The following is a 22,081-nucleotide window of genomic DNA, read 5'->3' as shown; positions in this document are numbered from 1 at the left end:
AAGAGCAACAAGAACGATTTTGTCGATGCCGAAGCGATCTGCGAAGCGGCCTCACGGCCGTCAATGCGGTTTGTCACACCCAAGACAGAATCACAGCAAACGCTGTCGGCCTTGCATCGAGTACGCGAAGCGCTGGTCAAAGATCGTACCGGCACGATCAATCAAATCCACGGATTTTTACTTGAGTTCGGCATCAGCCTTCCGATTGGACAGGCTGTCATCAAGCGTTTGCCGGCGACCTTGGCTGAACATACACTACCACCCAGGCTGGTTGCTGTGCTAGAACGATTGCATGCCCACTACAAGTATCTTGATGAACAAGTCTGTGAAATCGAGAAAGAATTACGCCAGCAATTAGCCGATGACGACATCGGACAACGGTTACTGACGATTCCAGGCATTGGTCCCATTACGGCCAGTGTACTGACGGCCGAGATGGGCGACGGCAAGCAATACGGCTGTAGTCGCGATTTTGCGGCATCGATCGGACTCGTTCCACGACAGTACAGCACGGGCGGTAGAGCCAATTTGCTCGGCATCAGCAAGCGGGGCGATAAACATATCCGCCGACTGCTGGTGCAAGGTGCGCGCGCCATCATGGTACATGTAGAAAACCGCAAAGATCAGCTTGGACAATGGATACGGAACATGTTGGCACGGCGACACCCAAATGTGGTTGCCTGTGCGCTCGCGAATAAATTGGCAAGAATTGCGTGGGCCATTGTTGCCCGAAGCAAGGTGTTTGAAGTGAAAGCAATGCCACTGTCTGTCTGATTGCTTTGCACGATTGATTTACCGACTTACCCAACTGGTTTTGCGAACGCTGAAATTTGATGACGTAACGGCACAGAGGCCTGACAAAAAATCCGATCCCCAAATAGGCTGGAATCAAAGCCGACCACATTTTTTGGAACTGTCAGGCGCGACTCTCATCGTGGAGCGGGAAGATGTTTTCCACAGCGACTCCGGATAGATTTAAGCAAGCCAACTACGACATCAGAAATTAGCCTTGCAAAAATCGGGGTGACCATAGATTTGGGGACCTGACCGAAGGGAAGGCAGTGGCTTTGCGGTCGCCTTTCTTTGCGTACTTTCTTTGGCGAAGCAAAGAAAGTATGCGGCTGCCGGGCCGCCCCCGGCATGCATCCACGGAGTAGCACCCGTTTCAGCTACCGTCAAATCCCATTCAAAGCCGGCAACCGCAAAGTAACCTCCAACCCACTCTCCGGATGATTACGCAACTGCAAAGTAGCCCGATGATTCTCAGCGATATTACGCGCAATCGTCAGCCCCAACCCAGTCCCCCCCGTATCCCGCGAACGCGAAGTCTCCAACCTGAAAAACGGATCAAACACCGCCTCCAGGAACTCCGCAGGAATACCCAACCCGCCATCCCGAATCGTGATCACGATATCAGCCCCCTCACGCGCCACCTGCAGACGCGCATAACGACCGTATTTGGTCGCATTATCGACCAGATTTGTCAGGCAACGCCGCAATGTATTCGGCTGCGCCATGATCGAAGCGCGCGTACGCCCCTCCAACGTAACGTCCTGTCGGGCATCGACCGCATCAGCGCAAACGCTATCCAGCAAGGAATCGATATCCAGCTTCTGCATCACCTCCGCCGAATCCATGCTACGCGCCAAATCCAATCCCTCACGCACCATGCCCTGCATGACAGCAAGATCCTCCAGCAGCTTGCGACGCAAATCCTCCTCGCCCACTTTTTCCAAACGCAGGCGCAATCGGGTCAACGGTGTTTGCAAATCATGGGTAATCGCCGCCAGCATGTGGGTACGGTGCTGAATCTGCCGTTTGATACGCGCTTGCATGGCGTTGAAAGCGGTAGCAGCCTGGCGCACTTCCGTCGGCCCGGTTTCATCCAGCGGCGGCCGGTCGATATCGCGCCCCAATTCACCGGCGGCAACCGCCAGATGCTTGATCGGACGCGCCGTCATTTTGGCCACAAAAAAAGCAAGGCCACCGATCAACAACAGGAACAAGGCGAAATAAGGTGACAGGTACGGTATGCCGGGCGGCCGACCAGCCGGCCCTCCCGGTCCACGCATCATGCGCAGCTTCAGCTTCAGCAGCGCACCGTCTTTCAGGCTGACGTAGACCACCTGGCATTCTTCGACCTTGCGAAAATCAAGACCTCTGCGCGTATGCAACGTGCAATCGCTTTGCTTATCCACCAGCACGCTGCGATCATCGCCCAGCCGCGCCTTCAGGAGAGCGGTCAGTGAAGGATTATCATTGACTGCACTTTCGGTATTTTCGACCATGCTGGCTTCCATGCCAAAATTATCACTGGTCTGCAACACCGCGGAACGCATGTCAGGGCCGACATTGTCTAGCGAAAAAACGATCTGTTCGACCCGCTCGGCAATGCGGAACTCGTAAAACTCCTTGAAAGCCTTGCGTCGTTCATTGTCGGCCAGCCAGCTGGTAGTGGCGGCCGCCACCAGGATCCCCGCCAGCAGAATCAGGAATACCCGGTTGGCAACCGAGCCAAGAAAATTTCTCACAGACAGAATTCCTTTTTTCAAACTTTAGCGCACGGTTGCCGCTGCCCGGCCCGGCATACGCATCACGACTCCACCGTCACAGCGGTGGCCAGCACATATCCCTCGTTACGCACTGTCTTGATGATCCCCGGGGTACGGGCGTCGTCGCCAAGCTTTTGGCGCAGGCGGCTAATCTGGATATCGACTGAGCGATCGAATGGATCGGATTCCCGGCCCTGCGTCAACTCCAGCAATTGATCGCGGTTCAGGACCCGGTTCGGGTGATCCAGGAACACCTTGAGAATACGGTATTCGGCGCCCGATAACGCCACCACCAGACCGTCGCTGTTGACCAGGTGGCGCGCGATCAGATCGAGCGTCCAGCGCCCGAACTGGATCTGCTGGGCTTCCGGCGAGACCATGTTCGGCGGCAGCGCCTGGGTGCGGCGCAAGACACTGCGGATGCGGGCAAACAATTCACGCGGCTCGAACGGCTTCGACAGGTAATCGTCGGCGCCCATCTCAAGTCCCAGGATGCGGTCCAGCGGCTCGCCGCGTGCGGTCAGCATGATCACAGGGATATTCGAATCGGCACGCAGGTTGCGGCACAAGGTCAATCCGTCTTCCCCCGGCAAGGTGAGATCCAGCACCACCAGGTCGACCCGCGCTTCCGACAGCACTTTGCGCATGTCGCTGCCGTTGGTCGCCATCAAGGTGCGGAAGCCGTTGGCATCCAGGTATTCGGCCAGCAAAGTCCGGATTTCGTGGTCGTCATCGACCACCAATATGTGAGCAGCAGTTTCCATATGCGTGGTTATCCTAGGGCCTGTTGGCAGTCAATTGCAGTGAGACCGGAAGCGCGGCCAATCGGAAAGAAAAAATGGTAATGATGAATGACAGCGTATTCAATGCGATCGATCCCTGATAGTTAGAAGCAGCGGATGCCTGTGGTTTTCAGGATTATGGCAATTCGCAGCAATAAAGACGATAGTAATTTGTATATTGGCATATCTGCCAGCTATGTAGACACATTAAGATACAAAGCAAACTTGATGCCATACACGGCGATACAAAGCCGTTGTTTCATGAAAAACCGCCGATACACCAGCGCGTTTCAATGCGAACTGTGCGGATTGCACTTACATTCATGGAAGGACTTCACTATGTTCAAGCTTCGCAAACAACTGCTGATTGGCATGACCGCACTGAGCTTCGCTGCAATGGGTATGACCGCCTATGCGCAAGCCGACGGCGCCCCCGGCCAACATGCCCCTACGGCTGAGCAAAAGGCCAAATTCGCCGAGAAAATGGCAAAACGCCAGGCCAAATGGCACGACGATCTGAAAATCACACCGGCACAAGAAACTGCATGGCAGACCTTCCTGGGTAAAATCAAACCCGTCAAACCGGCTGATGCAGCGCAACAACGCCCTGGCAAGGAAGAATGGGCCAAGCAAACCGCCCCTGAACGCATGGACCACCAGATGGAATTCCTGAAACGGGCCGAGACACGCCTGGCCGAACGTACTGCGGCCGTCAAGGAATTCTACGCTGTGCTGACACCGGTACAGCAGAAGGTCTTTGACGAACACTTCAAAAAAATGGAGCACCACCGCTTCGGTCATCGCGGCTTTCATCGTGGCGGCCCGGACGGTCGTCCATAATTGAACCCGGCCCGGCACCCATCCGGGCCGGAGCCAGCGTTCGGCAAACGGCCAAATCGCCGAAATACGCCAGGTTTAACGTCAAACCAACGCGTAGCTCGGCGATTTGGCCGTTTGCCGGACATGGCTTCCACGGCTACGCCCCTGGATCTTGCCTCAATTGCCGTCCACCTGGCTAGCGGCTACACTGCCTCACAAGCTCTTTCGTGAATTTGAAACAATTTCTAATAAATACACGCGGCGGTAAAATTTACTCGCTAAACTCATGTAATTATTTTTCAACATTTTGCCGGATGAAAGTTTCCGCCAAATTCATGCATTGCGCCTGACCACATTCTGACTGACCTCCTGCCTGCGATGACTACTACACCGACTCCTCGAATCGATCAATCTAGCCAGCCCCGTCCTGCTCGTCCTAACCAATACCAGGGCGGATTCCAGCGCGGCTGGCTGTGGCTGGTAGCAGTTATTGTCCTGGCGTTGGCGGCCTACCTGATCTGGGGGCGTAGCCATAAGGCTGCCGATCCGGCCGCAGCAGCATCGGGGCAGCCATCGGGACAAGCCGCCAATGGCGGCGGTAAAGGCGGAAAAGGTGGCGGCAAGCGCGGTGCATTCGCGGGCGGCGGCCCATTGCCGGTCGGCGTAGCGATCGCCAAAACCGGCGATATCAGGATCTTTATCTCGGGCCTCGGCAGCGTCACTCCCGAAGCCACCGCCATCGTCAAAAGCCGGGTCAACGGGGAGTTGATCAAATTGCACTTCCAGGAAGGACAGGTAGTCAAGGCCGGCGCCTTGCTGGCCGAACTGGATCCGCGTCCTTACCAGGTGGCGGTGACGCAAGCCGAAGGCCAGCTCATCAAAGACACTGCCCTGCTAAAGGCCGCGCAAATCGATTTACAGCGCTATCGCACGTTGCTGGCGCAAGATTCCATCGCCAGCCAGCAGGTCGATACCCAGGCGGCCCTGGTCAAGCAATATGAGGGTACGGTCAAATCCGATCAAGGCGCACTCGACAGCGCCCGCCTGCAACTCACTTACTCGCGCATCACTGCGCCGATCAGCGGCCGGCTCGGTTTGCGCCAGGTCGATCTGGGCAACGTGGTGCAAAGCAGCGATACCAACGGCATCGTCATCATCACCCAGTTGCAACCTATCACCAGCGTATTCAGCATTCCCGAAGATAATATCCCCAGTGTCATGAAACAGATTCAGGCCGGTAAAAAGCTGGCGACCGATGTATGGGATCGCGACCAAAAGAACAAACTCGATAGCGGCGCTCTGCTGACCATCGACAATCAGGTCGACAGCACCACCGGCACGGTCAAGCTGAAGGCAGAATTCCCGAATGCTAACTACGCCCTGTTTCCGAGCCAGTTCGTCAATGTCCGCATGCTGCTCGATACGCGGCGCGACGCTACCGTGATTCCAAATGCGGCAATCCAGCGCGGCGCCCAAGGTAACTTCGTCTATGTGGTGAAGGCCGACCATACCGTCACCATCCGTCAGATAACGGCAGGTCCGGTGGAAGGTGAATCGACTGCGATTGAAAAAGGTATTGCCGTAGGCGAAACAGTCGTCATCGACGGCATCGACAAATTGAAGGAAGGCGCGAAAGTCGAACCGGTGGCCCGTGGTGGCCCGGCTGCAGCAGCAACGGCTGGCGCCGCCACCGGCAACGCAGCCGCCGGCGCCCATAAGGGCGGCCATCGTCACCAGCAAGACGCCAATGGCGGTGCTGCGCCTGCTGCCGCTTCTGCGTCTGCCGCGCCTGCGACACCAAACACTCCGGCTACCGCTCCGGCTACCCCCGCTGCCACCAACCGCAACAGTCAATAAACGACTCTGAAGAACGCATGAATCCCTCACGTCAGTTCATTCTCCGGCCGGTTGCCACATCCCTGTTGATGCTGGCCATTTTCCTGGCCGGCGTCGTCGCCTACAAGCAATTACCGCTTTCGGCCTTGCCGGAAGTCGACTATCCGACCATCCAGGTCGTGACGCTGTACCCCGGCGCCAGCCCGGACGTCATGACCTCGTCGGTCACCGCCCCGCTGGAGCGCCAGTTCGGCCAGATGCCGGGCCTTAACCAGATGTCTTCGACCAGTTCCGGCGGCGCCTCGGTCATCACCTTGCAATTCAGCCTGGACCTGAGCCTCGATATCGCCGAGCAGGAAGTCCAGGCGGCGATCAATGCCGGCAGCAACCTGTTGCCGTCCGATCTGCCGACACCACCGATCTACAACAAGGTCAATCCGGCCGATACACCGATCATGTCGTTGGCGATTACATCGAAAACGCTACCGCTGCCCAAGGTACAAGACCTGATCGACACCCGTCTGGCGCAAAAGATTTCGCAAGTGCCGGGGGTAGGCCTGGTCAGCTTGTCCGGCGGTCAGCGGCCAGCCGTCCGGTTGCAACTGAATCCGCGCGCAGTCGCAGCGCTGGGATTGAATCTGGACGACATCCGCACTGCTATCGGCAATGCCAACGTCAACCAGGCCAAAGGCAGCTTCGACGGACCGGCGCGCGCCTCGACCATCGATGCCAACGACCAGTTGCGCTCGGCTGACGAATACCGCAACCTGATCATCGCTTACAAGAACGGCGCGCCGATCCGCGTCTCCGATATCGCCGACGTGATTGACGATGCAGAAAACGTCCGTCTGGCAGCCTGGGCCAACACCTCGCCCGCGGTGATCCTGAATATCCAGCGCCAACCGGGCGCCAACGTGATCGGTGTGGTCGACAGCATCAAGAAGATCCTGCCGAAACTGCAGGAAACCCTGCCCGGCGCTATCGACGTCCAGATCCTGACCGACCGCACTACCACCATCCGCGCTTCTGTGTCGGACGTGCAATTCGAACTGCTGTTGTCGATAGCGCTGGTGGTGATGGTGATTTTCATCTTCCTGCGCAGCGTACCCGCAACCATCATCCCGAGCGTGGCGGTGCCGCTGTCGCTGATCGGTACTTTCGGCGTCATGTACCTGGCCGGTTTTTCGGTGAACAACCTGACGTTGATGGCGCTCACCATCGCTACCGGCTTCGTGGTCGACGATGCGATCGTGATGATCGAAAATATTTCGCGCTATATCGAAGAAGGCATGATGCCCTTGCAGGCCGCCCTTAAAGGCGCGGAGCAAATCGGCTTTACCATCATTTCGCTGACATTTTCGCTGATTGCAGTGCTGATTCCGCTGCTGTTCATGGGCGACGTGGTCGGCCGCCTGTTCCGCGAATTCGCTATCACGCTGGCGGTGGCCATCCTGATTTCAGCGGTCATCTCGCTGACCCTGACGCCGATGATGTGCGCCAAGCTGCTGCATCATATTCCGGAAGAAAAGCAAAGCTGGTTCTATCGCAAAAGTGGCGCACTCCTGGACCGTATCATTGCCCGTTACGGCGTAGCGCTGGAATGGGTGCTGCGCCATCAGGTCTCGACCTTGATAGTGGCCATCGGCACACTGGTGCTGACGGCGGTGTTGTACATCTTCATTCCAAAGGGCTTTTTCCCGGTGCAGGACACAGGCGTCATCCAGGGTATTTCAGAAGCTAGCCAGTCGATTTCATTTTCCGCCATGGCCGAACGCCAGCAAGCGCTGGCGGCAGTGGTGCTGAAAGATCCTGCAGTCGAGAGCCTGTCGTCGTTCATCGGCGTCGATGGCAGCAACGCCACCTTGAATGCCGGGCGCATGCTGATCAACCTGAAGCCGCACGACCAGCGCGATATCAGCGCCAGCGACGTCATCCGCCGCCTGCAGCCGGAACTGGATCGCCAGGTCGGCGACATCACGCTTTACATGCAACCGGTGCAAGACCTGACGATTGAAGACAGCGTCAGCCGCACCCAGTATCAGTTCGCCCTCGAAGATGCCAACGCTGCTGAATTGAGCATCTGGGTGCCAAAACTGATCGCGCGCCTGCGCAAGGCCCCTGAACTGGCCGATATCGCCAGTAACCAGCAAGATCTCGGTTTGCAAGCCTATATCGCAATCGACCGCGATGCGGCCTCGCGGCTGGGCATCACTACGGCGGCGATCGACAATGCCTTGTATAACGCCTTCGGCCAGCGCCTGATTTCGACCATCTATACCCAATCGAACCAGTATCGGGTGGTGATGGAGGTCAAGCCGGAGTTCCAGAAAGGTCCGGCGGCGCTGAACAGTATTTTCCTGGTTGCCGGCAACGGCAATCAGGTGCCGCTGTCGAGCATAGCTACGGTTGAGGAACGCACTTCGCCGCTGGTGATCAACCATATCGGCCAGTTCCCTGCCACCACGATTTCATTCAACCTGGCGCCCGGCGCTTCGCTCGGCGAGGCGGTCAAGGCGATCCAGGCGGCGGAACTGGAAATCGGCATGCCGGAAAGTATCCAGACCAGCTTCCAAGGCGCCGCGCTGGCCTTCCAGGCATCGCTGAGCAACACCCTGATGCTGATCCTGGCGGCGATCATCACGATGTATATCGTGCTCGGCGTTCTGTACGAAAGCTACATCCATCCGATCACGATCTTGTCGACGCTGCCGTCGGCCGGGGTCGGCGCCCTGCTCTCGCTGATGATCGCCGGCAGCGACCTGGGGATTATCGGCATCATCGGGATTATCCTTCTGATCGGTATCGTCAAGAAAAACGCCATCATGATGATCGACTTTGCGCTCGATGCCGAACGCAACGAGGGCAAAACGCCGCGTGACGCGATTTACCAGGCGTGCCTACTGCGCTTCCGCCCGATCCTGATGACCACCATGGCGGCTCTGCTAGGCGCCTTGCCGTTGATGCTGGGTACAGGTGTCGGTTCGGAACTGCGGCAACCGCTGGGGATTACCATGGTTGGCGGCTTGCTGGTATCGCAGGTATTGACCTTGTTCACCACGCCGGTCATCTACCTGGCGTTCGATAACCTGGCGCGCCGCATGAAGGCACGCTTCGGCAACAAGGACGACAGCCATGGCGATGACGACCACGATGGCGCGACGCTTCTCCCTACGCCGCCACCGCAGCCGCAGCCGTAAGGTAGAACAGGTCACAGCATGAATATCTCGCGTCCCTTTATTGAACGGCCGATTGCCACCACACTACTGACCATCGGCATTGCCCTGGCCGGCATGGTGGCATTCCGGCTGCTGCCGGTGTCACCGTTGCCGCAAGTAGATTTCCCGACCATCTCGATCTCGGCTTCTTTGCCAGGCGCCAGTCCGGAAACCATGGCCGCCACCGTGGCGACGCCGCTCGAACGCGCGCTCGGATCGATCGCAGGGGTTACCGAAATGACCTCGTCGAGCTCGCTCAGCTCGACCCGCATCACCATGCAGTTCGATCTCAGCCGCGACATTGACGGCGCCGCGCGAGATGTCCAGGCAGCGCTGAATGCAGCCCGCAACCTGCTGCCGACCGGCCTGCCCAGCAATCCGAGTTATCGCAAGGTGAATCCGGCCGATGCGCCGATCATGATCCTGGCGCTAACCTCGGACAGCATGACGCAAGGCCAGATGTACGATGCCGCCGATACCATCCTGGCGCAAAAACTGTCGCAGGTTGCCGGTGTCGGCCAGGTCAGCGTCGGCGGCAGTTCGCAGCCTGCGGTGCGGGTTGAGTTGAATCCGACCGCGCTCAACAAATACGGCATCGGCTCGGCCGATGTACGCACTGCGATCGCCGCCACCAATGCCAACCGTCCTAAAGGCATGCTGGAAGACGGCGATAAAAACTGGCAGATTTACGCCAACGACCAGGCCAAGACCGCCGCCGAGTACATGCCGCTGATCGTCGCCTATCGTAACGGTGCGGCGGTGCGCGTGAGCGATGTCGCCAACGTGATCGACTCGGTTGCCAACGTGCGCAACGCCGGCTCCGCCAACGGCAAGCCGTCGGTACTGGTGATCCTGAACCGCCAGCCAGGCGCCAACATTATTGAAACGGTGGATGAAGTGCGGGCGCTGTTGCCGCAGCTGCGAGCGTCGATCCCGGCCGCCATCAATCTCGATGTCGCGCTCGACCGCACACCGACGATTCGCGCCTCTTTACGTGAAACCGAAAACACGCTGCTGATGTCGATCGCGCTGGTGATCATGGTGGTGTTCCTGTTCCTGCGCAACGGCCGCGCCACGCTGATCCCGGCAGTCGCCGTCCCGGTCTCGCTAATCGGCACTTTCGGTGTCATGTATTTGCTTGGATACAGCCTCGACAATCTATCCCTGATGGCGCTGACGATCGCCACCGGCTTCGTGGTGGACGATGCAATCGTGGTCCTGGAAAACGTTTCAAGGCACATTGAAAAAGGCATGAAACCGTTTGCCGCCGCGTTGCAAGGAGCGAAAGAAGTCGGCTTTACCGTGATGTCGATGAGTATCTCCCTGATCGCCGTGTTCATCCCGATCCTGTTGATGGGCGGTATCGTCGGCCGCCTGTTCCGCGAATTCGCCGTCACCCTGTCGGTAGCGATCCTGGTATCGCTGGTGGTATCGCTGACCACCACGCCGATGATGTGCGCACGCCTGCTCAAGCACGAACCGCACCGCAAGCAAGGACGTTTCTTCACCGCCACCGAACGCGCCTTCAATGCCATGCTGCGCGGCTACGAACGCTCGCTGGCCTGGGCCCTGCGCTTTTCGCCATTGATGATGCTGATCCTGCTCGGCACCATCGTGCTGAACGTCTATCTGTACACCGTCATTCCCAAGGGCTTTTTCCCGCAGCAGGATACCGGCCTGGTGATCGGCGGCATCCAGGGCGACCAGGCGATTTCATTCCAGTCGATGAAGGTCAAGCTGAATGAGTTTGTGGATATTGTCCGCAAGGACCCCGACGTGCAAAGCGTGATCGCCTTCACCGGCGGCGGCCAGAGCAATCGCGGCAACATGTTCATCACACTCAAGCCGCTCTCGGAACGCAAGCTCACCGCAGACCAGGTAATCGCGCGTCTGCGCGGCAAGCTCAGCCACGTGCCCGGCGCCAACCTGTTCATGCAATCGGTGCAGGATATCCGGGTCGGCGGCCGCTCCAGCGACGCCCAGTACCAGTACACCTTGCAATCCGACGACCTGAACCTGCTGCGCACCTGGGAACCGAAGATCCGCGAGGCATTCAGCGCCCTACCGGAACTTGCCGACGTCAATACCGACCAGCAGGACAAGGGCTTGCAAACCACCTTGACCATCGACCGCGAAACCGCGATACGCAGCGGCGTCACGCCGCAGCTGATCGACTCGACCTTGAACGACTTGTTTGGCCAGCGCCAGGTATCAACCATCTACAGCGGCATGAATCAATACCATGTGGTGATGGAAGCGGGCCCGCAATACTTGCAGAGTCCGCAGATCCTGCACAACACTTACGTCAGCATTCCCGCCAGCACGGCCAACCTGTCGCCCACCACTTCGGCCCTCGGCACGCCGCCGGCATTGACTGCGGGCGGGAAGCTGGCGTCCAATTCTTCGCTGGCGCTGACTCTTTCAACTACGGCTGAACAACAGATGCCGCTGGCGGCGTTTTCCAGCTTCCAGCCGACCAATACTTCGCTCGGGGTCAATCACCAAAGCCAGTTCATTGCCTCCACTATTTCTTTCAACCTGCCGGCAGGTGTTTCCTTATCCGATGCGACAGCTTCGATAAACGATTCGCTGGCCCGGCTCGGCGTGCCGACCGAGGTCCACGGCAGTTTCCAGGGCTCGGCTAATGTGTTCCAGTCATCGTTGAACAGCCAGCCGATGCTGATCCTGACGGCGCTGCTGGCGGTGTACATCGTGCTGGGCATTTTGTACGAAAGCTATATCCACCCGATCACCATCCTTTCAACCCTGCCTTCGGCCGGCGTCGGCGCCCTGCTGGCATTGCTGGCGACTGGCACCGATTTCAGCCTGATTGCCTTGATCGGGGTGATCTTGCTGATCGGCATCGTCAAGAAGAACGCCATCATGATGATCGATTTCGCCCTGGAGGCTGAACGCACCCAGGGCCTGTCACCACGCGACTCGATTTTTGAAGCGTGCCGGCTGCGCTTCCGTCCGATCATGATGACCACCATGGCGGCGATGTTCGGGGCGGTGCCGCTGGCGTTGGGCCATGGCGACGGCGCCGAGCTGCGCCGGCCGCTGGGTATCGCGATCGTCGGCGGCTTGATCGTGAGCCAGTTGCTGACGCTGTACACGACACCGGTGGTCTATCTGTACATGGATCGCTTCCGCCTGTGGAGCACGGACAAATGGCAACGGCGAGGCGGCCGGCCACTGCCTGACCCAAGCGAAGCATGACGGATGGATGTAGCCTTAGCTTTGTGAAGACGCAAAAATCATTGTCGGCGAAAAACTTTACTTAGCGGACACAGCGAACTCAACGGATTCAATATGAAACATACGCAAGCACCCATGCATAAAACCTTGTTGGCGGCGACGGCCACGGCGCTGCTGTTAAGCGCCTGTGCGGTCGGCCCGGATTACGTACGGCCGGCCACCGTTGCGCCAGCTGCCTTCAAAGAGATGAAGGATTGGAAAACCGCTACCCCGCAAGACCAGGAACTGCACGGAAAATGGTGGGAAATATACCAGGACCCGCAATTGAATGCACTGGTCGAGCAAGTCAACATCTCCAATCAGAATCTGGCGCAAGCCGAGGCGCAATACCGGCAGGCTAAAGCATTGGTGGAGTCGGCAAGATCGTCTTACTTCCCGACCGTATCCGCCAATGTCTCGTCCACGCGTTCAGGTGGAGGTGGGCGTACCGGCACCAGCTCCCTGAACAGCAGCAGCGGTTCAGTAACGACCAGCGATTCGCTCGGCCTGAGCGCCAGCTGGGAACCGGATCTGTGGGGCAGCATCAGGCGTACAGTGGAATCGAATCAGGCGTCGGCCCAGGCCAGCGCCGCCGAATTGCAAGTGGCCAGGCTCAGCGCCCAATCCACCCTGGCGCAAAATTACCTGCAGTTGCGGGTAATCGACCAGCAGCAAAACCTGCTCGACGACACGGTAGCCGCCTATCAAAAATCGCTGCAACTGACGCAAAACCAGTATACCGTCGGCGTAGTTGCCCGGTCTGACGTGATTCAGGCCCAGACCCAGCTCAGAAGCGCCCAGGCGCAAGCGCTGGACAATGGCGTACTGCGCGCGCAGCTGGAACACGCGATCGCCCTGTTGACCGGACAGGCAGCGTCCTCCTTTTCGATTACACCTGCGCCGCTGGTTGCAGTGCTGCCGGATATTCCGGTCGGCGTGCCGTCATCGCTGCTGGAGCGCCGCCCCGATGTCAGCTCGGCAGAGCGGCTGGCGGCGGCGGCCAATGCCAAGATCGGCGTGGCCAAGGCCGCTTACTTCCCCAATCTGACCTTGTCGGCTTCGGGCGGCTTTCAAAGCAACAGCTTTGCCGATTGGCTGACCGTCCCCAACCGCATCTGGTCGCTCGGACCGGCCTTGGCAGCTACCCTGTTTGACGGCGGCGCACGACGCGCTCAAAGCGATCAGGCAATAGCCGCCTACGACGCCAGCGTTGCGGTGTACAAACAAGCGGTGCTGACCAGCTTCCAGGAAGTCGAAGATAACCTGGCGGCCTTGCGCATCCTGGAACAGGAAGCCCTGGTCCAAGGCGAAACCGTCCAGTTTGCCCATCATGCGCTGGAGCTGATCTTGAATCAGTACAAGGCCGGCACCGTCAACTACACCAGTGTGGTGACGGCGCAGGCAACCGCATTCAGTGCGGATTTGTCGGCGCTGAATATCCAGAATCGACGCTATGCTGCGAGCGTGCTGCTGATCAAGGCGCTCGGCGGCGGCTGGAATCAGTCTGAACTGCCGGACAACGCCATGTTAAATGATCGCAATGCCACCGCAGACAGCAAGCCGGTAACTAAATAACTGTAGGATGGGTAAGCCTTTTTGCCCACGCGTTGCTGACATAAGCAATGTGAGAAAATCTGGAGTTCCGCGTGGGCACCCGTGCCCACCCTACGTTTAATCGGGAGAAAAAATGAACTTCGGCTCCAGCTGGCAGCTATTTGCTCTTGGCTCTGCATTTTTTGCCGGCTTGACGGCGATCTTCGGCAAGTTCGGCGTTACCGGCATGAATTCCAACTTCGCCACGTTCATCCGCACTGTCGTCATTTTGTTCGTGATCGCCGGTATCATCACCTTGCGCGACGAATGGCAAAAGCCGGCGCTGGTCAGTCCCACCAACTGGTTATTCCTGGTCTTGTCGGCCATCGCTACCGGCTTGTCCTGGCTGTGCTACTACCATGCGCTGCAAATCGGCCCGATCTCGAAGGTGGCTCCGATCGACAAACTCAGCGTCGCCTTCGCCATCGTGTTGGGCTTGCTGTTTGCCGGCGAACAACTGACCTGGCCGGTAGCCATTGGCGGCTCGCTGATTGTGGCCGGATCGGTCGTGATTATCGCTTTTTAATTAAAGCCTAAGCCACTTGCAACAGTCTTGCCGGCATGGTTCCGCGCAAGGCGTTGCACACCATGATCTGTTCGGCGGCCAGCAAATCCTCCATGCGCAAACTGCGTTCACTGGCATTCCATGCCGGATCGTTCAGCACCACGCTCCGCATCACTCCCGGCAACAATCCCGATTTCAGCGGCGGCGTATACCAGCGTCCGTCCAGCTTGAGGAAAACGCTGCTGCGGCCGCCCTCGGTCAACTCGCCTTCCTGATTGAAAAACAGCATATCGAAAGCGCCTAGCTGTTGCGCTTGTTGCCATGCCTGATCGTAGCGTTGCCGCACACTGGTTTTATGCCGCAGGAACAAGTCGTCGGATTGCATCGGCACCGGAGCGATCAATATATTGACCGGTGCCTCAAGGTCTCCCAGCTCCGCGCTCTGCAGGCTGCAATTGCCATCTGCAGATAAGGTCAGCCGCAGCCGCTGAGGGCCTGTGGCGGGCAAACTTGCGCAATGCGCCTGCAACGCTGCGCGCAATATTTTGTCGTTACAGGGAAAACCGAAATAGACGGCGGAAGCCTGCAATCGCTGCAAATGCAAATCCAGATGACGGCAGCCGTCGGCGCGGGTGGCGTAGATGGTTTCGAACAAGGAAAAATCGCCGCCCATGCCGGTCAGGAATTTCGCTTTCAATGCACATTCAGCATATTCCTCGGCCGCTACGCTGTCATGCACGATGCCGGCGCCGACTCCCATCTCACCTCGACGAATGCTGGCGCCATATAAGCCGTCCCGCGCGGCTGCTTGCAACCACAAGGTTCGGATCGGTACCGACAAACAGAAATCGCCAAACCGGCGACCCGCCTGCTCCTCATCGAACCAGCCTATCGCACCGGTATACAAGCCGCGCGGATCGGGCTCCAGTTCATCGATGATTTGCATGGTGCGATGTTTGGGCGCGCCGGTAATCGAACCGCAGGGATACAGTGCCTGGATCACCGCGCTGAGGCTGACATCGTCGCGCACCTGCGCCTGCACGGTGGAGGTCATTTGCAGCACGGTATTGAACTGCGTCACTTCGAACAATTGCGGCACACGCACCGAACCGGGAACGGCGATGCGTCCCAGGTCATTCCGCAGCAAATCGACAATCATCAGGTTTTCCGCCAGATTCTTGGGATCTGCGGCGAGCGCATTGGCAGCCAGCCGATCCTGCTCGGCATCACCGCTGGCGGCGGCGGTTCCTTTCATCGGACGCGCAGTCAATACGCCTGCAGCGTGACGGACGAACAGTTCCGGCGACAACGATACAACCGCAGCGCCGTCAGCCAGCTGGATCAGGCTGCCGTAGGGCACCGGCTGACGCAGCCTCAGTTGTCGATACAGAGCAACAGGACTGCCGTAGACGTCGAAACGCAGGCGGTAGGTGTAGTTCACCTGATAGGTATCGCCGGCTTCGATGTAGGCTTGGATCCTGGCGATGGCGGCTGCAAACTGTTCTGCGCTGACATTCGGCTTCAGGTTCGCAATGCCGGCGCCGGCTTCAGCATGATTGGGTTCCGCTGCCTGGCGCTGTGCCAGCCAGGCATCTACCTCGGCATCGTTCAAATGCTTGCAGTCGGAAAATAACAGGATTTGCGCCAACGGCAGCGTCGGAACAACTTGCCGCTGAGGCCTGACACGCTGCAGGCCGATTCCCAGCTCGTAAGTAAACAAGGTCACCGCGTGCAAACCTTCCCGCAAGGCTTGCTGCATTTGTTCGATCAGCGCCGGCAGCTGATCCGCCTCAAAACATTGCAGACTGCGGGCGTGACCAGTGTACAGACGCGACAGGCGGGATGATTGGGCCTGCGCCGCCGTCGCACTGCTGTCATCCAGCAATGCGAAACACTCGGTCGAAGAGGGAGACGTGTTGATCATGATTCTTGTAAAAATACGACGGATAGCCAGAAGAACAGCCTGCATGCTACCTGATCGGTGAGGGATAGTCCAAACCGCTATAATTATGCTCTTTTAAGCAGGATTGGCAGGGCTTTCTGCCTACCCTGCCCACCCGGCCCACTTACCACCGTCCCTCATGGCCATATCCCGCGTCTTCCTCACGCCACTGATCGTGGCTTGCGCCTTGTTCATGGAAAACATGGACTCCACCGTGATCGCCACCTCGTTGCCGATGATGGCGCATGATATGGGAGAAAGTCCGATTGCGCTCAAGCTGGCGATGACTTCCTATCTGGTCAGCCTGGCGGTATTCATCCCCGTCAGCGGCTGGATGGCCGACCGCTTTGGAGCGCGCACGGTTTTCCGCAGTGCGATCGGGGTGTTCATGCTCGGTTCGATCCTGTGCGGCATATCCAACACGTTGGCAGAATTTGTCGCAGCCCGTTTCCTGCAAGGGGTGGGCGGCGCCATGATGGTGCCGGTCGGACGGCTGGTGATCTTGCGCACCACCTCCAAGGCAGAACTGGTGCGCGCCCTCAGCTACCTGACTATCCCGGCTTTGCTGGGGCCAGTGATCGGGCCACCGCTGGGCGGCTTCATCACCACTTATTTTCACTGGCGCTGGATCTTCTTCATCAATATCCCGATCAGCATCCTCGGCATTTACCTGGCTACCCGCTATATCGAGAACCTGCGCAGCGACGACACCGTGCCGCTCGACTGGATCGGCTTCCTGCTGTCTGCCGTCGGCTGCTCGACACTGATGTTCGGCCTGGCCAGCGCCGGCCGCCATCTGGTCGCCGGCGATGTTTCACTGATTTGCGTGGTGGTCGGCACGGTCAGTTTGCTGGCGTACGTGTGGCATGCGTTTCGTACCCCGCATCCGCTGATCAACCTGCGGCTGCTGCAAATCCCTACACTACGCATGAACGTCTTCGGCGGTTCTCTGTTCCGCATCGGCGTGGGGGCATTGCCGTTCTTGCTGCCGCTGCTGTTCCAGCTAGGCTTCGGCCTGACGCCGTTCCAGTCCGGCCTGCTGACTTGTGCTTCGGCGGCAGGCGCCATTTTTGTCAAAACCATGACAACGACCGTACTGAAAAAATTCGGCTTCAGGAGTGTGCTGGTCTATAACACGCTGCTTGGCGCGTTGTCGATGGCGGCGTTCGGCGTTTTGAAGGCGGATTCGCCGCATATCTTCATCATCCTCATGCTGCTTTTGGGCGGTTGTGTGCGTTCGATGCAATTTACCAGCCTGAATGCAATTGCCTACGCAGAGATTGATCAGCGCCAGATGAGCCAGGCCACCAGCCTCACCAGCGTCGCCCAGCAACTGGCGATTGGCCTGGGCGTTACCGTCGGCGGTTTTGCGCTACAGGTATCGAATCAGGTACAGGGCCACGCGACGCTGGTCAGCACCGATTTCTGGCCGGCGTTCTTGCTGATTGCCCTGATTGCCCTGGCTTCGCTGCCGTTCGCCTTGAAACTGCAGCCGGATGCCGGCGCGGAATTGTCGGGCCGCAGCGCCTGATCCAGTAGAGCCCGGGTTAGAACCCGGGCCAGAACCTAATCGAAACGCAAGTTGTACAAGACTTCCAGGCCGTTGATGGTGCCACCGCGCATCACCATCGACCAGCGCCGTGAAAATTGCCAGGTCACTTTCAAGATGCTGGCGGCGCTGGTCAGGCTCTGCTCGTAACCCAGGTTGATTTTCTCGGTGATGGCCTTGCCCAGGCTCACAACCTGCTCGTTTTCGATGCCGGAATCGCTGGAACCGATCGAGAATTCGTCAAAGCCGATACCTTGTGCAATTTTCTTACCGCCGTAATTCCCCAGCAGCGCCAGCGCCTGCCCGGCGGCCTGGCGCTGGCCCAGCGCGGAACTGTCGCTGCCATGGCCGAACATCAGCCAGGATAGTTTTTCCTCATCCGATACATTCGGCTCCGACACCAGTTTGACCCGCAGATTGGATGGATTGCCGGTAATCTCCGCACCCGCCTCGACTTCCTGGTTGCGCTTCATGGCGAGGATATTGATATTCGGATTGTCGATCGGCCCGTGGAAATTGATCAATCCGCGTTCAATCGCCAGCTTGCGGCCGAATACCTCGTAGCTGCCGCTTGCCACCCGGATCGTGCCGGTTGCGCGTAACGGCTGGTATGGTTCGCTACGGACCTGCATCGCGCCACGCAACAGGATATCGGCGCCGCTGCCGCGGAAGCGGAAATCGTTGCCGAAATCGACCTCCACATTCATCACCGGCGTCGCACCGCCGGCCGGTTTCTCTGCGGCTTTGGTTATACGTTCCTGTTCCGTCAAGGGCGTCGCGCGCGCTTTGACATCCTTGCGCACGATGACCACATCATCTCCCAGCACCGGCGCACTACTCTTCGGCAAATCGAACAATGCGCTGTCAACGGTGAATTTGCCGTCTACGTGCAACTGTTCCTTGACGTTGGCAATCTTGGCCTGGCCGGACACCATCAGTTGGCGATCCGGGCTGGCAAACAATTGCAGGCGATCGGCAATCACGCTGGCGGTCAGATCGGGATTGTCGTGGCCCAGCTGCAGCCTGCCGGAGGCGCGTATGGTGCCGTCGCCGCCATGGAATTCCAATTGCTGCAAATCGACCACGTTGTTAGCCAGGTTCAGGCGCGCCGTACCATCTTTCAATTTGATTCCCTGGTCGTACAGGGTGACGGCAAGTTTGTCGCCTGTGACTTTGCCTGACAACATCGGCTTGCCGAGCTGGCCGGCCAGATTCAGATCCAGCGCGAGGCTGCCATCCAGCGCCACCTGTGGCCCGATCAGCGCACCGATGGGTTTCAGCTGCGGCACCTGCAATTTAGCCTGGCCGGACAAAGCTGAGCTGTCGCTGACAGTCCAGCTGCTGCCGTTACGCTGCAAAGCCAGCTGCAATTGCGTACTCAAGGTACCGATCCTGGATGCCGCCAGCTGGCTATCCAGCTTGACCTGCCCGGACTCCAGATCAGCACGCAGTTTCAACTCAGACAAACCCAGGCTGACATCGCCACGTCCCGGATTGACCCGTAAATCGCCGCTGCGGCGAGCGATCTGCAGATAGCCCGCCAGATTCTCAGCCAGCGAAAAGTCCCAGCTGCTATCCAGCACCAGATCCGTCTTCAAGGGTAATTCCGGACCGCCGAATTCATGCACCAAACCAAGTATGGTTGCCACATTAAGTGCGTTGATGGCGCCGGCCGAACGAATTTTTCCATTGTCGTAACTGAAATTCTTCAAATCGATCTGCGCATCTGCCACATTCAAACGTGTTGCACCAAGCACCAGGCGGCCGGCCTCGGCATTAATCGTCAATGGCGCCGCGAGACTGATGCGCGGCGCTCCCTGGTTTTGCAATTCGCTGATCTGCCCCTGCCAGCCGTAACCTGCATTGCTCTGGCTCAGCTGCCCCTGCGCGGCCATGGTCAGATGCAAGGGCTTGCCGCGCAGTGCGCCGCTAGTGTCCAGTTTCAAGGTATGCGCACCGTAGGTGCCGGCCAGGTTCAGGCTCAATTTATCCAGCGCCATGTCGGTGCTGTGCAAGCCATGGCCCTCGACGCTGACAGCCAGCCGGTTATTGGCTGAATTCAGCTTGGCGTTCAAATCTGCATGCACATCGGCCTGCCCTGAGAGACTGTCTATCCGATGTTCGCCGTAGGCTAATTTTTCGGCACGGTACGAAGCTTGTATATTCGGTTTTTGCATGGTGCCGCTGACCTGGCCGTCCAGATGCACGGCGCCGGAGAGGCCGACACCCAGGCCCTGCAACTGCGGAGCATCGATCTTCAGGTCAAGACGATCGCCGGCGGCGCCAAAACTGCCCTTGGCCAGCACCTCGTTACCGGCCACCGACAATGCAACGTCGCTGGGCAACAAGCGCATACCAGCCAGATTGAGCACGCCATTGCCGGTCATCGGTAATTGATCGTAGCGGCTATCCTTGATGATGAAATTGAGCTTCAATTTCAGTTCGGGCGCCAGGTTGCCGCTGGCGTCGATATCCATATTGATATTTGCAGTCGTCGCCTGCGGGTGGGATTTAGCGCCTTTGGGTTGTGTAGCAGCATTGCTGTTGATCCAGAGGAAAGGATTGAAATCGCGCAAATTTCCTTTCACGGTGTAAGCCATATCCGCATCGCGGCTCAAATTGCCGCTGATATCCAGACGCGCCGGTCCGGCCGCCAGTTGCGCGGTTTTCACGACAATCTGTTTGGCGTCGATCAGCGTTTCCAGTGTCGCTTTGTAGGTGGCATCGGCCAGGTTCAGGCTGATTTGCTGACTGTCCGGCATCAGCTTGATGCTGACTGGCCCGCGCAGTTGCGACGGCTTCATTTTCCCGTGCAAGGCTTGCAGATCCAGGCCGGCGACGTCGAAGTTGAATTCACCGTTGTTTTTATTTTTGCCATCGCTATGGTATTCACCTTGGCCGCTGATGCTGGCGTTCCTCAATAATTTCAACTGCAGGCGGGACAACTGCTGAGTCTGGGTGTCCAGCCGCAACTCGGCGCTGGCGCTGACCAGCGGCAAACGATCCTGATCCAAAGCACCTGCCATTGCGTTGGTAATCGTGATCGGGCCACTCACCGTCAGCGCGGCCAGATCTACGATGGCTGGTGCGCTGCCAGCAGCGTCAGCTGGCGGCGCCAATGGCTTCAGCGCCACCTGCAGGCTCAAATCGGCTTGCGGCGCACCGCTGCTGAACAGTTTCGGATTGATGTGCGTAGCGTTCAATTCAAGCTGTTGAAACGGAATGGGTGCAAACGGTGTTGCAGCAATCTTGGCGGTGCCGCTTAACTTGTCGCCCCGTGCGTTCAAGTCTATATTCAGCGCCGCCAGGTTGCCGGATAAAGTCGCATCCAGTTGATATTTTTCTTTTTGGTATTCACCGCTCAACTCGGCTCCGCCACTCAGCGCAAACGGTTGCACGCCATTCAGGCTGAGTTTCGCGCTGGCCTTGCCATACGGCGTGCCCAGCCGTTCCAGGAACAGATTGTGCTGTACCCGGTCCGACTCGCCGTGCAACTGCAGATGACTCAGTTCGGTCGTGGTCAGGCCTTGGTGCAAGGACAGCTTGTTCAGCGAAATATCGTTGAGAACCAGTTGTAACGGCAGTTTCAGGCTGGTCGGCATGACGGTCGGTTGCGGTGGTGTCGGCTCTAGCCGGGCATCGACATTGCCGACATGCAGATAAGCGACAGTCAGTTTGAGCGGCGAGCGGCTCAGCTGCCACTTGGCATCGATGCGATCAATCTTGTACTGCTGGGTAGCATCACGGTACACCAGATTGCGCAACTGCAAACCGTCTGCCAAAGTACCGCCGACCAGCTGACCGGATAAATTACCGTGCATTGCCCAAGTACTTAACTGCCACAAGGCCCGTGTGCCGGATTCTGAATGGACGCCGAAAATGACCGCAGCAACAAGCAAAATCACCAGCATCGGGCATGCCGCAAGCGAGCGCCACAACCAACGCCACCGCCCGCGCAAGCGGCTACGACCGCCATCGGGACTTGGTGGCGGGCTTGTTGATTCTGGAGAGTTGGTTGCTGCCTGAGTCATGCATTCAATCTCATGCGTTT

General features: G+C 58.3%; 12 protein-coding genes. 8 read left to right on the top strand and 4 right to left on the bottom strand.

What is annotated here, in order from left to right; genetic code table 11:
• Window positions 1-774: IS110 family RNA-guided transposase (locus tag BM029_RS13480; RefSeq protein ID WP_092436800.1), on the top strand; the 774-nt coding region annotated here is incomplete at its 5' end.
• A 401-nt stretch (window positions 775-1,175) separates the two neighbouring features.
• Here BM029_RS13480 and BM029_RS13475 read toward each other — a convergent pair.
• On the bottom strand, window positions 1,176-2,531 hold the full coding sequence (locus tag BM029_RS13475; protein ID WP_092436798.1) for an ATP-binding protein: 1,356 nt from the start codon (window positions 2,529-2,531) through the stop codon (window positions 1,176-1,178).
• Between the two features lie 62 nt (window positions 2,532-2,593).
• Entirely contained in the window at window positions 2,594-3,316 is a 723-nt protein-coding gene (locus BM029_RS13470; RefSeq protein ID WP_092436796.1) for a response regulator, read from the bottom strand.
• 357 nt (window positions 3,317-3,673) lie between these two features.
• Here BM029_RS13470 and BM029_RS13465 point away from each other — a divergent pair, with 357 nt between their 5' ends.
• The 6 genes from BM029_RS13465 to BM029_RS13440 all read left to right on the top strand — a co-directional run bounded on the left by BM029_RS13465 (window position 3,674) and on the right by BM029_RS13440 (window position 14,560).
• Complete coding sequence (locus BM029_RS13465) at window positions 3,674-4,174, top strand: Spy/CpxP family protein refolding chaperone (protein ID WP_092436794.1); 501 nt, start codon at window positions 3,674-3,676, stop codon at window positions 4,172-4,174.
• Between the two features lie 357 nt (window positions 4,175-4,531).
• Window positions 4,532-6,010, top strand: a complete 1,479-nt coding sequence (locus BM029_RS13460; RefSeq protein ID WP_092436789.1) for an MdtA/MuxA family multidrug efflux RND transporter periplasmic adaptor subunit — start codon at window positions 4,532-4,534, stop codon at window positions 6,008-6,010.
• 17 nt (window positions 6,011-6,027) lie between these two features.
• On the top strand, window positions 6,028-9,186 hold the full coding sequence (locus tag BM029_RS13455; RefSeq protein WP_092436787.1) for an MdtB/MuxB family multidrug efflux RND transporter permease subunit: 3,159 nt from the start codon (window positions 6,028-6,030) through the stop codon (window positions 9,184-9,186).
• A gap of 18 nt (window positions 9,187-9,204) precedes the next feature.
• Window positions 9,205-12,423, top strand: a complete 3,219-nt coding sequence (locus BM029_RS13450; protein ID WP_092436785.1) for an efflux RND transporter permease subunit — start codon at window positions 9,205-9,207, stop codon at window positions 12,421-12,423.
• A gap of 93 nt (window positions 12,424-12,516) precedes the next feature.
• Window positions 12,517-14,016, top strand: coding sequence for an efflux transporter outer membrane subunit (locus BM029_RS13445; protein ID WP_139217244.1), 1,500 nt, complete (start codon window positions 12,517-12,519; stop codon window positions 14,014-14,016).
• Window positions 14,017-14,128: 112 nt separating this feature from the next.
• Entirely contained in the window at window positions 14,129-14,560 is a 432-nt protein-coding gene (locus BM029_RS13440) for an EamA family transporter (protein ID WP_092436781.1), read from the top strand.
• Window positions 14,561-14,567: 7 nt separating this feature from the next.
• Here BM029_RS13440 and pabB read toward each other — a convergent pair whose 3' ends face one another.
• Entirely contained in the window at window positions 14,568-16,463 is a 1,896-nt protein-coding gene (gene pabB / locus BM029_RS13435; protein ID WP_244545040.1) for an aminodeoxychorismate synthase component I, read from the bottom strand.
• A 157-nt stretch (window positions 16,464-16,620) separates the two neighbouring features.
• On the opposite strand from pabB, the gene BM029_RS13430 reads away from it, so the two are divergent.
• Window positions 16,621-18,012, top strand: coding sequence for an MFS transporter (locus BM029_RS13430; protein ID WP_092436777.1), 1,392 nt, complete (start codon window positions 16,621-16,623; stop codon window positions 18,010-18,012).
• Window positions 18,013-18,047: 35 nt separating this feature from the next.
• Here the strand turns inward: BM029_RS13430 and BM029_RS13425 are convergent, their stop codons facing one another.
• Window positions 18,048-22,061, bottom strand: coding sequence for a translocation/assembly module TamB domain-containing protein (locus tag BM029_RS13425; protein WP_244545039.1), 4,014 nt, complete (start codon window positions 22,059-22,061; stop codon window positions 18,048-18,050).
• Window positions 22,062-22,081 lie beyond the last annotated feature (20 nt).

Origin of the sequence: Collimonas sp. OK607 (assembly GCF_900111995.1) — a bacterium.
Classification (GTDB): Bacteria; Pseudomonadota; Gammaproteobacteria; order Burkholderiales; family Burkholderiaceae_D; genus Collimonas.
This window is presented reverse-complemented; position numbering and strand designations above follow the sequence as displayed.

What these genes read in the sequence shown, in the direction of transcription:
- BM029_RS13470 (WP_092436796.1), bottom strand. Translation starts at nt 3,316, where the DNA reads ATGGAAACTGCTGCTCACATATTGGTGGTCGATGACGACCACGAAATC.
- BM029_RS13465 (WP_092436794.1), top strand. Translation starts at nt 3,674, where the DNA reads ATGTTCAAGCTTCGCAAACAACTGCTGATTGGCATGACCGCACTGAGC.
- BM029_RS13460 (WP_092436789.1), top strand. Translation starts at nt 4,532, where the DNA reads ATGACTACTACACCGACTCCTCGAATCGATCAATCTAGCCAGCCCCGT.
- BM029_RS13455 (WP_092436787.1), top strand. Translation starts at nt 6,028, where the DNA reads ATGAATCCCTCACGTCAGTTCATTCTCCGGCCGGTTGCCACATCCCTG.
- BM029_RS13450 (WP_092436785.1), top strand. Translation starts at nt 9,205, where the DNA reads ATGAATATCTCGCGTCCCTTTATTGAACGGCCGATTGCCACCACACTA.
- BM029_RS13445 (WP_139217244.1), top strand. Translation starts at nt 12,517, where the DNA reads ATGAAACATACGCAAGCACCCATGCATAAAACCTTGTTGGCGGCGACG.
- BM029_RS13440 (WP_092436781.1), top strand. Translation starts at nt 14,129, where the DNA reads ATGAACTTCGGCTCCAGCTGGCAGCTATTTGCTCTTGGCTCTGCATTT.
- pabB (WP_244545040.1), bottom strand. Translation starts at nt 16,463, where the DNA reads ATGATCAACACGTCTCCCTCTTCGACCGAGTGTTTCGCATTGCTGGAT.
- BM029_RS13430 (WP_092436777.1), top strand. Translation starts at nt 16,621, where the DNA reads ATGGCCATATCCCGCGTCTTCCTCACGCCACTGATCGTGGCTTGCGCC.
- BM029_RS13425 (WP_244545039.1), bottom strand. Translation starts at nt 22,061, where the DNA reads ATGACTCAGGCAGCAACCAACTCTCCAGAATCAACAAGCCCGCCACCA.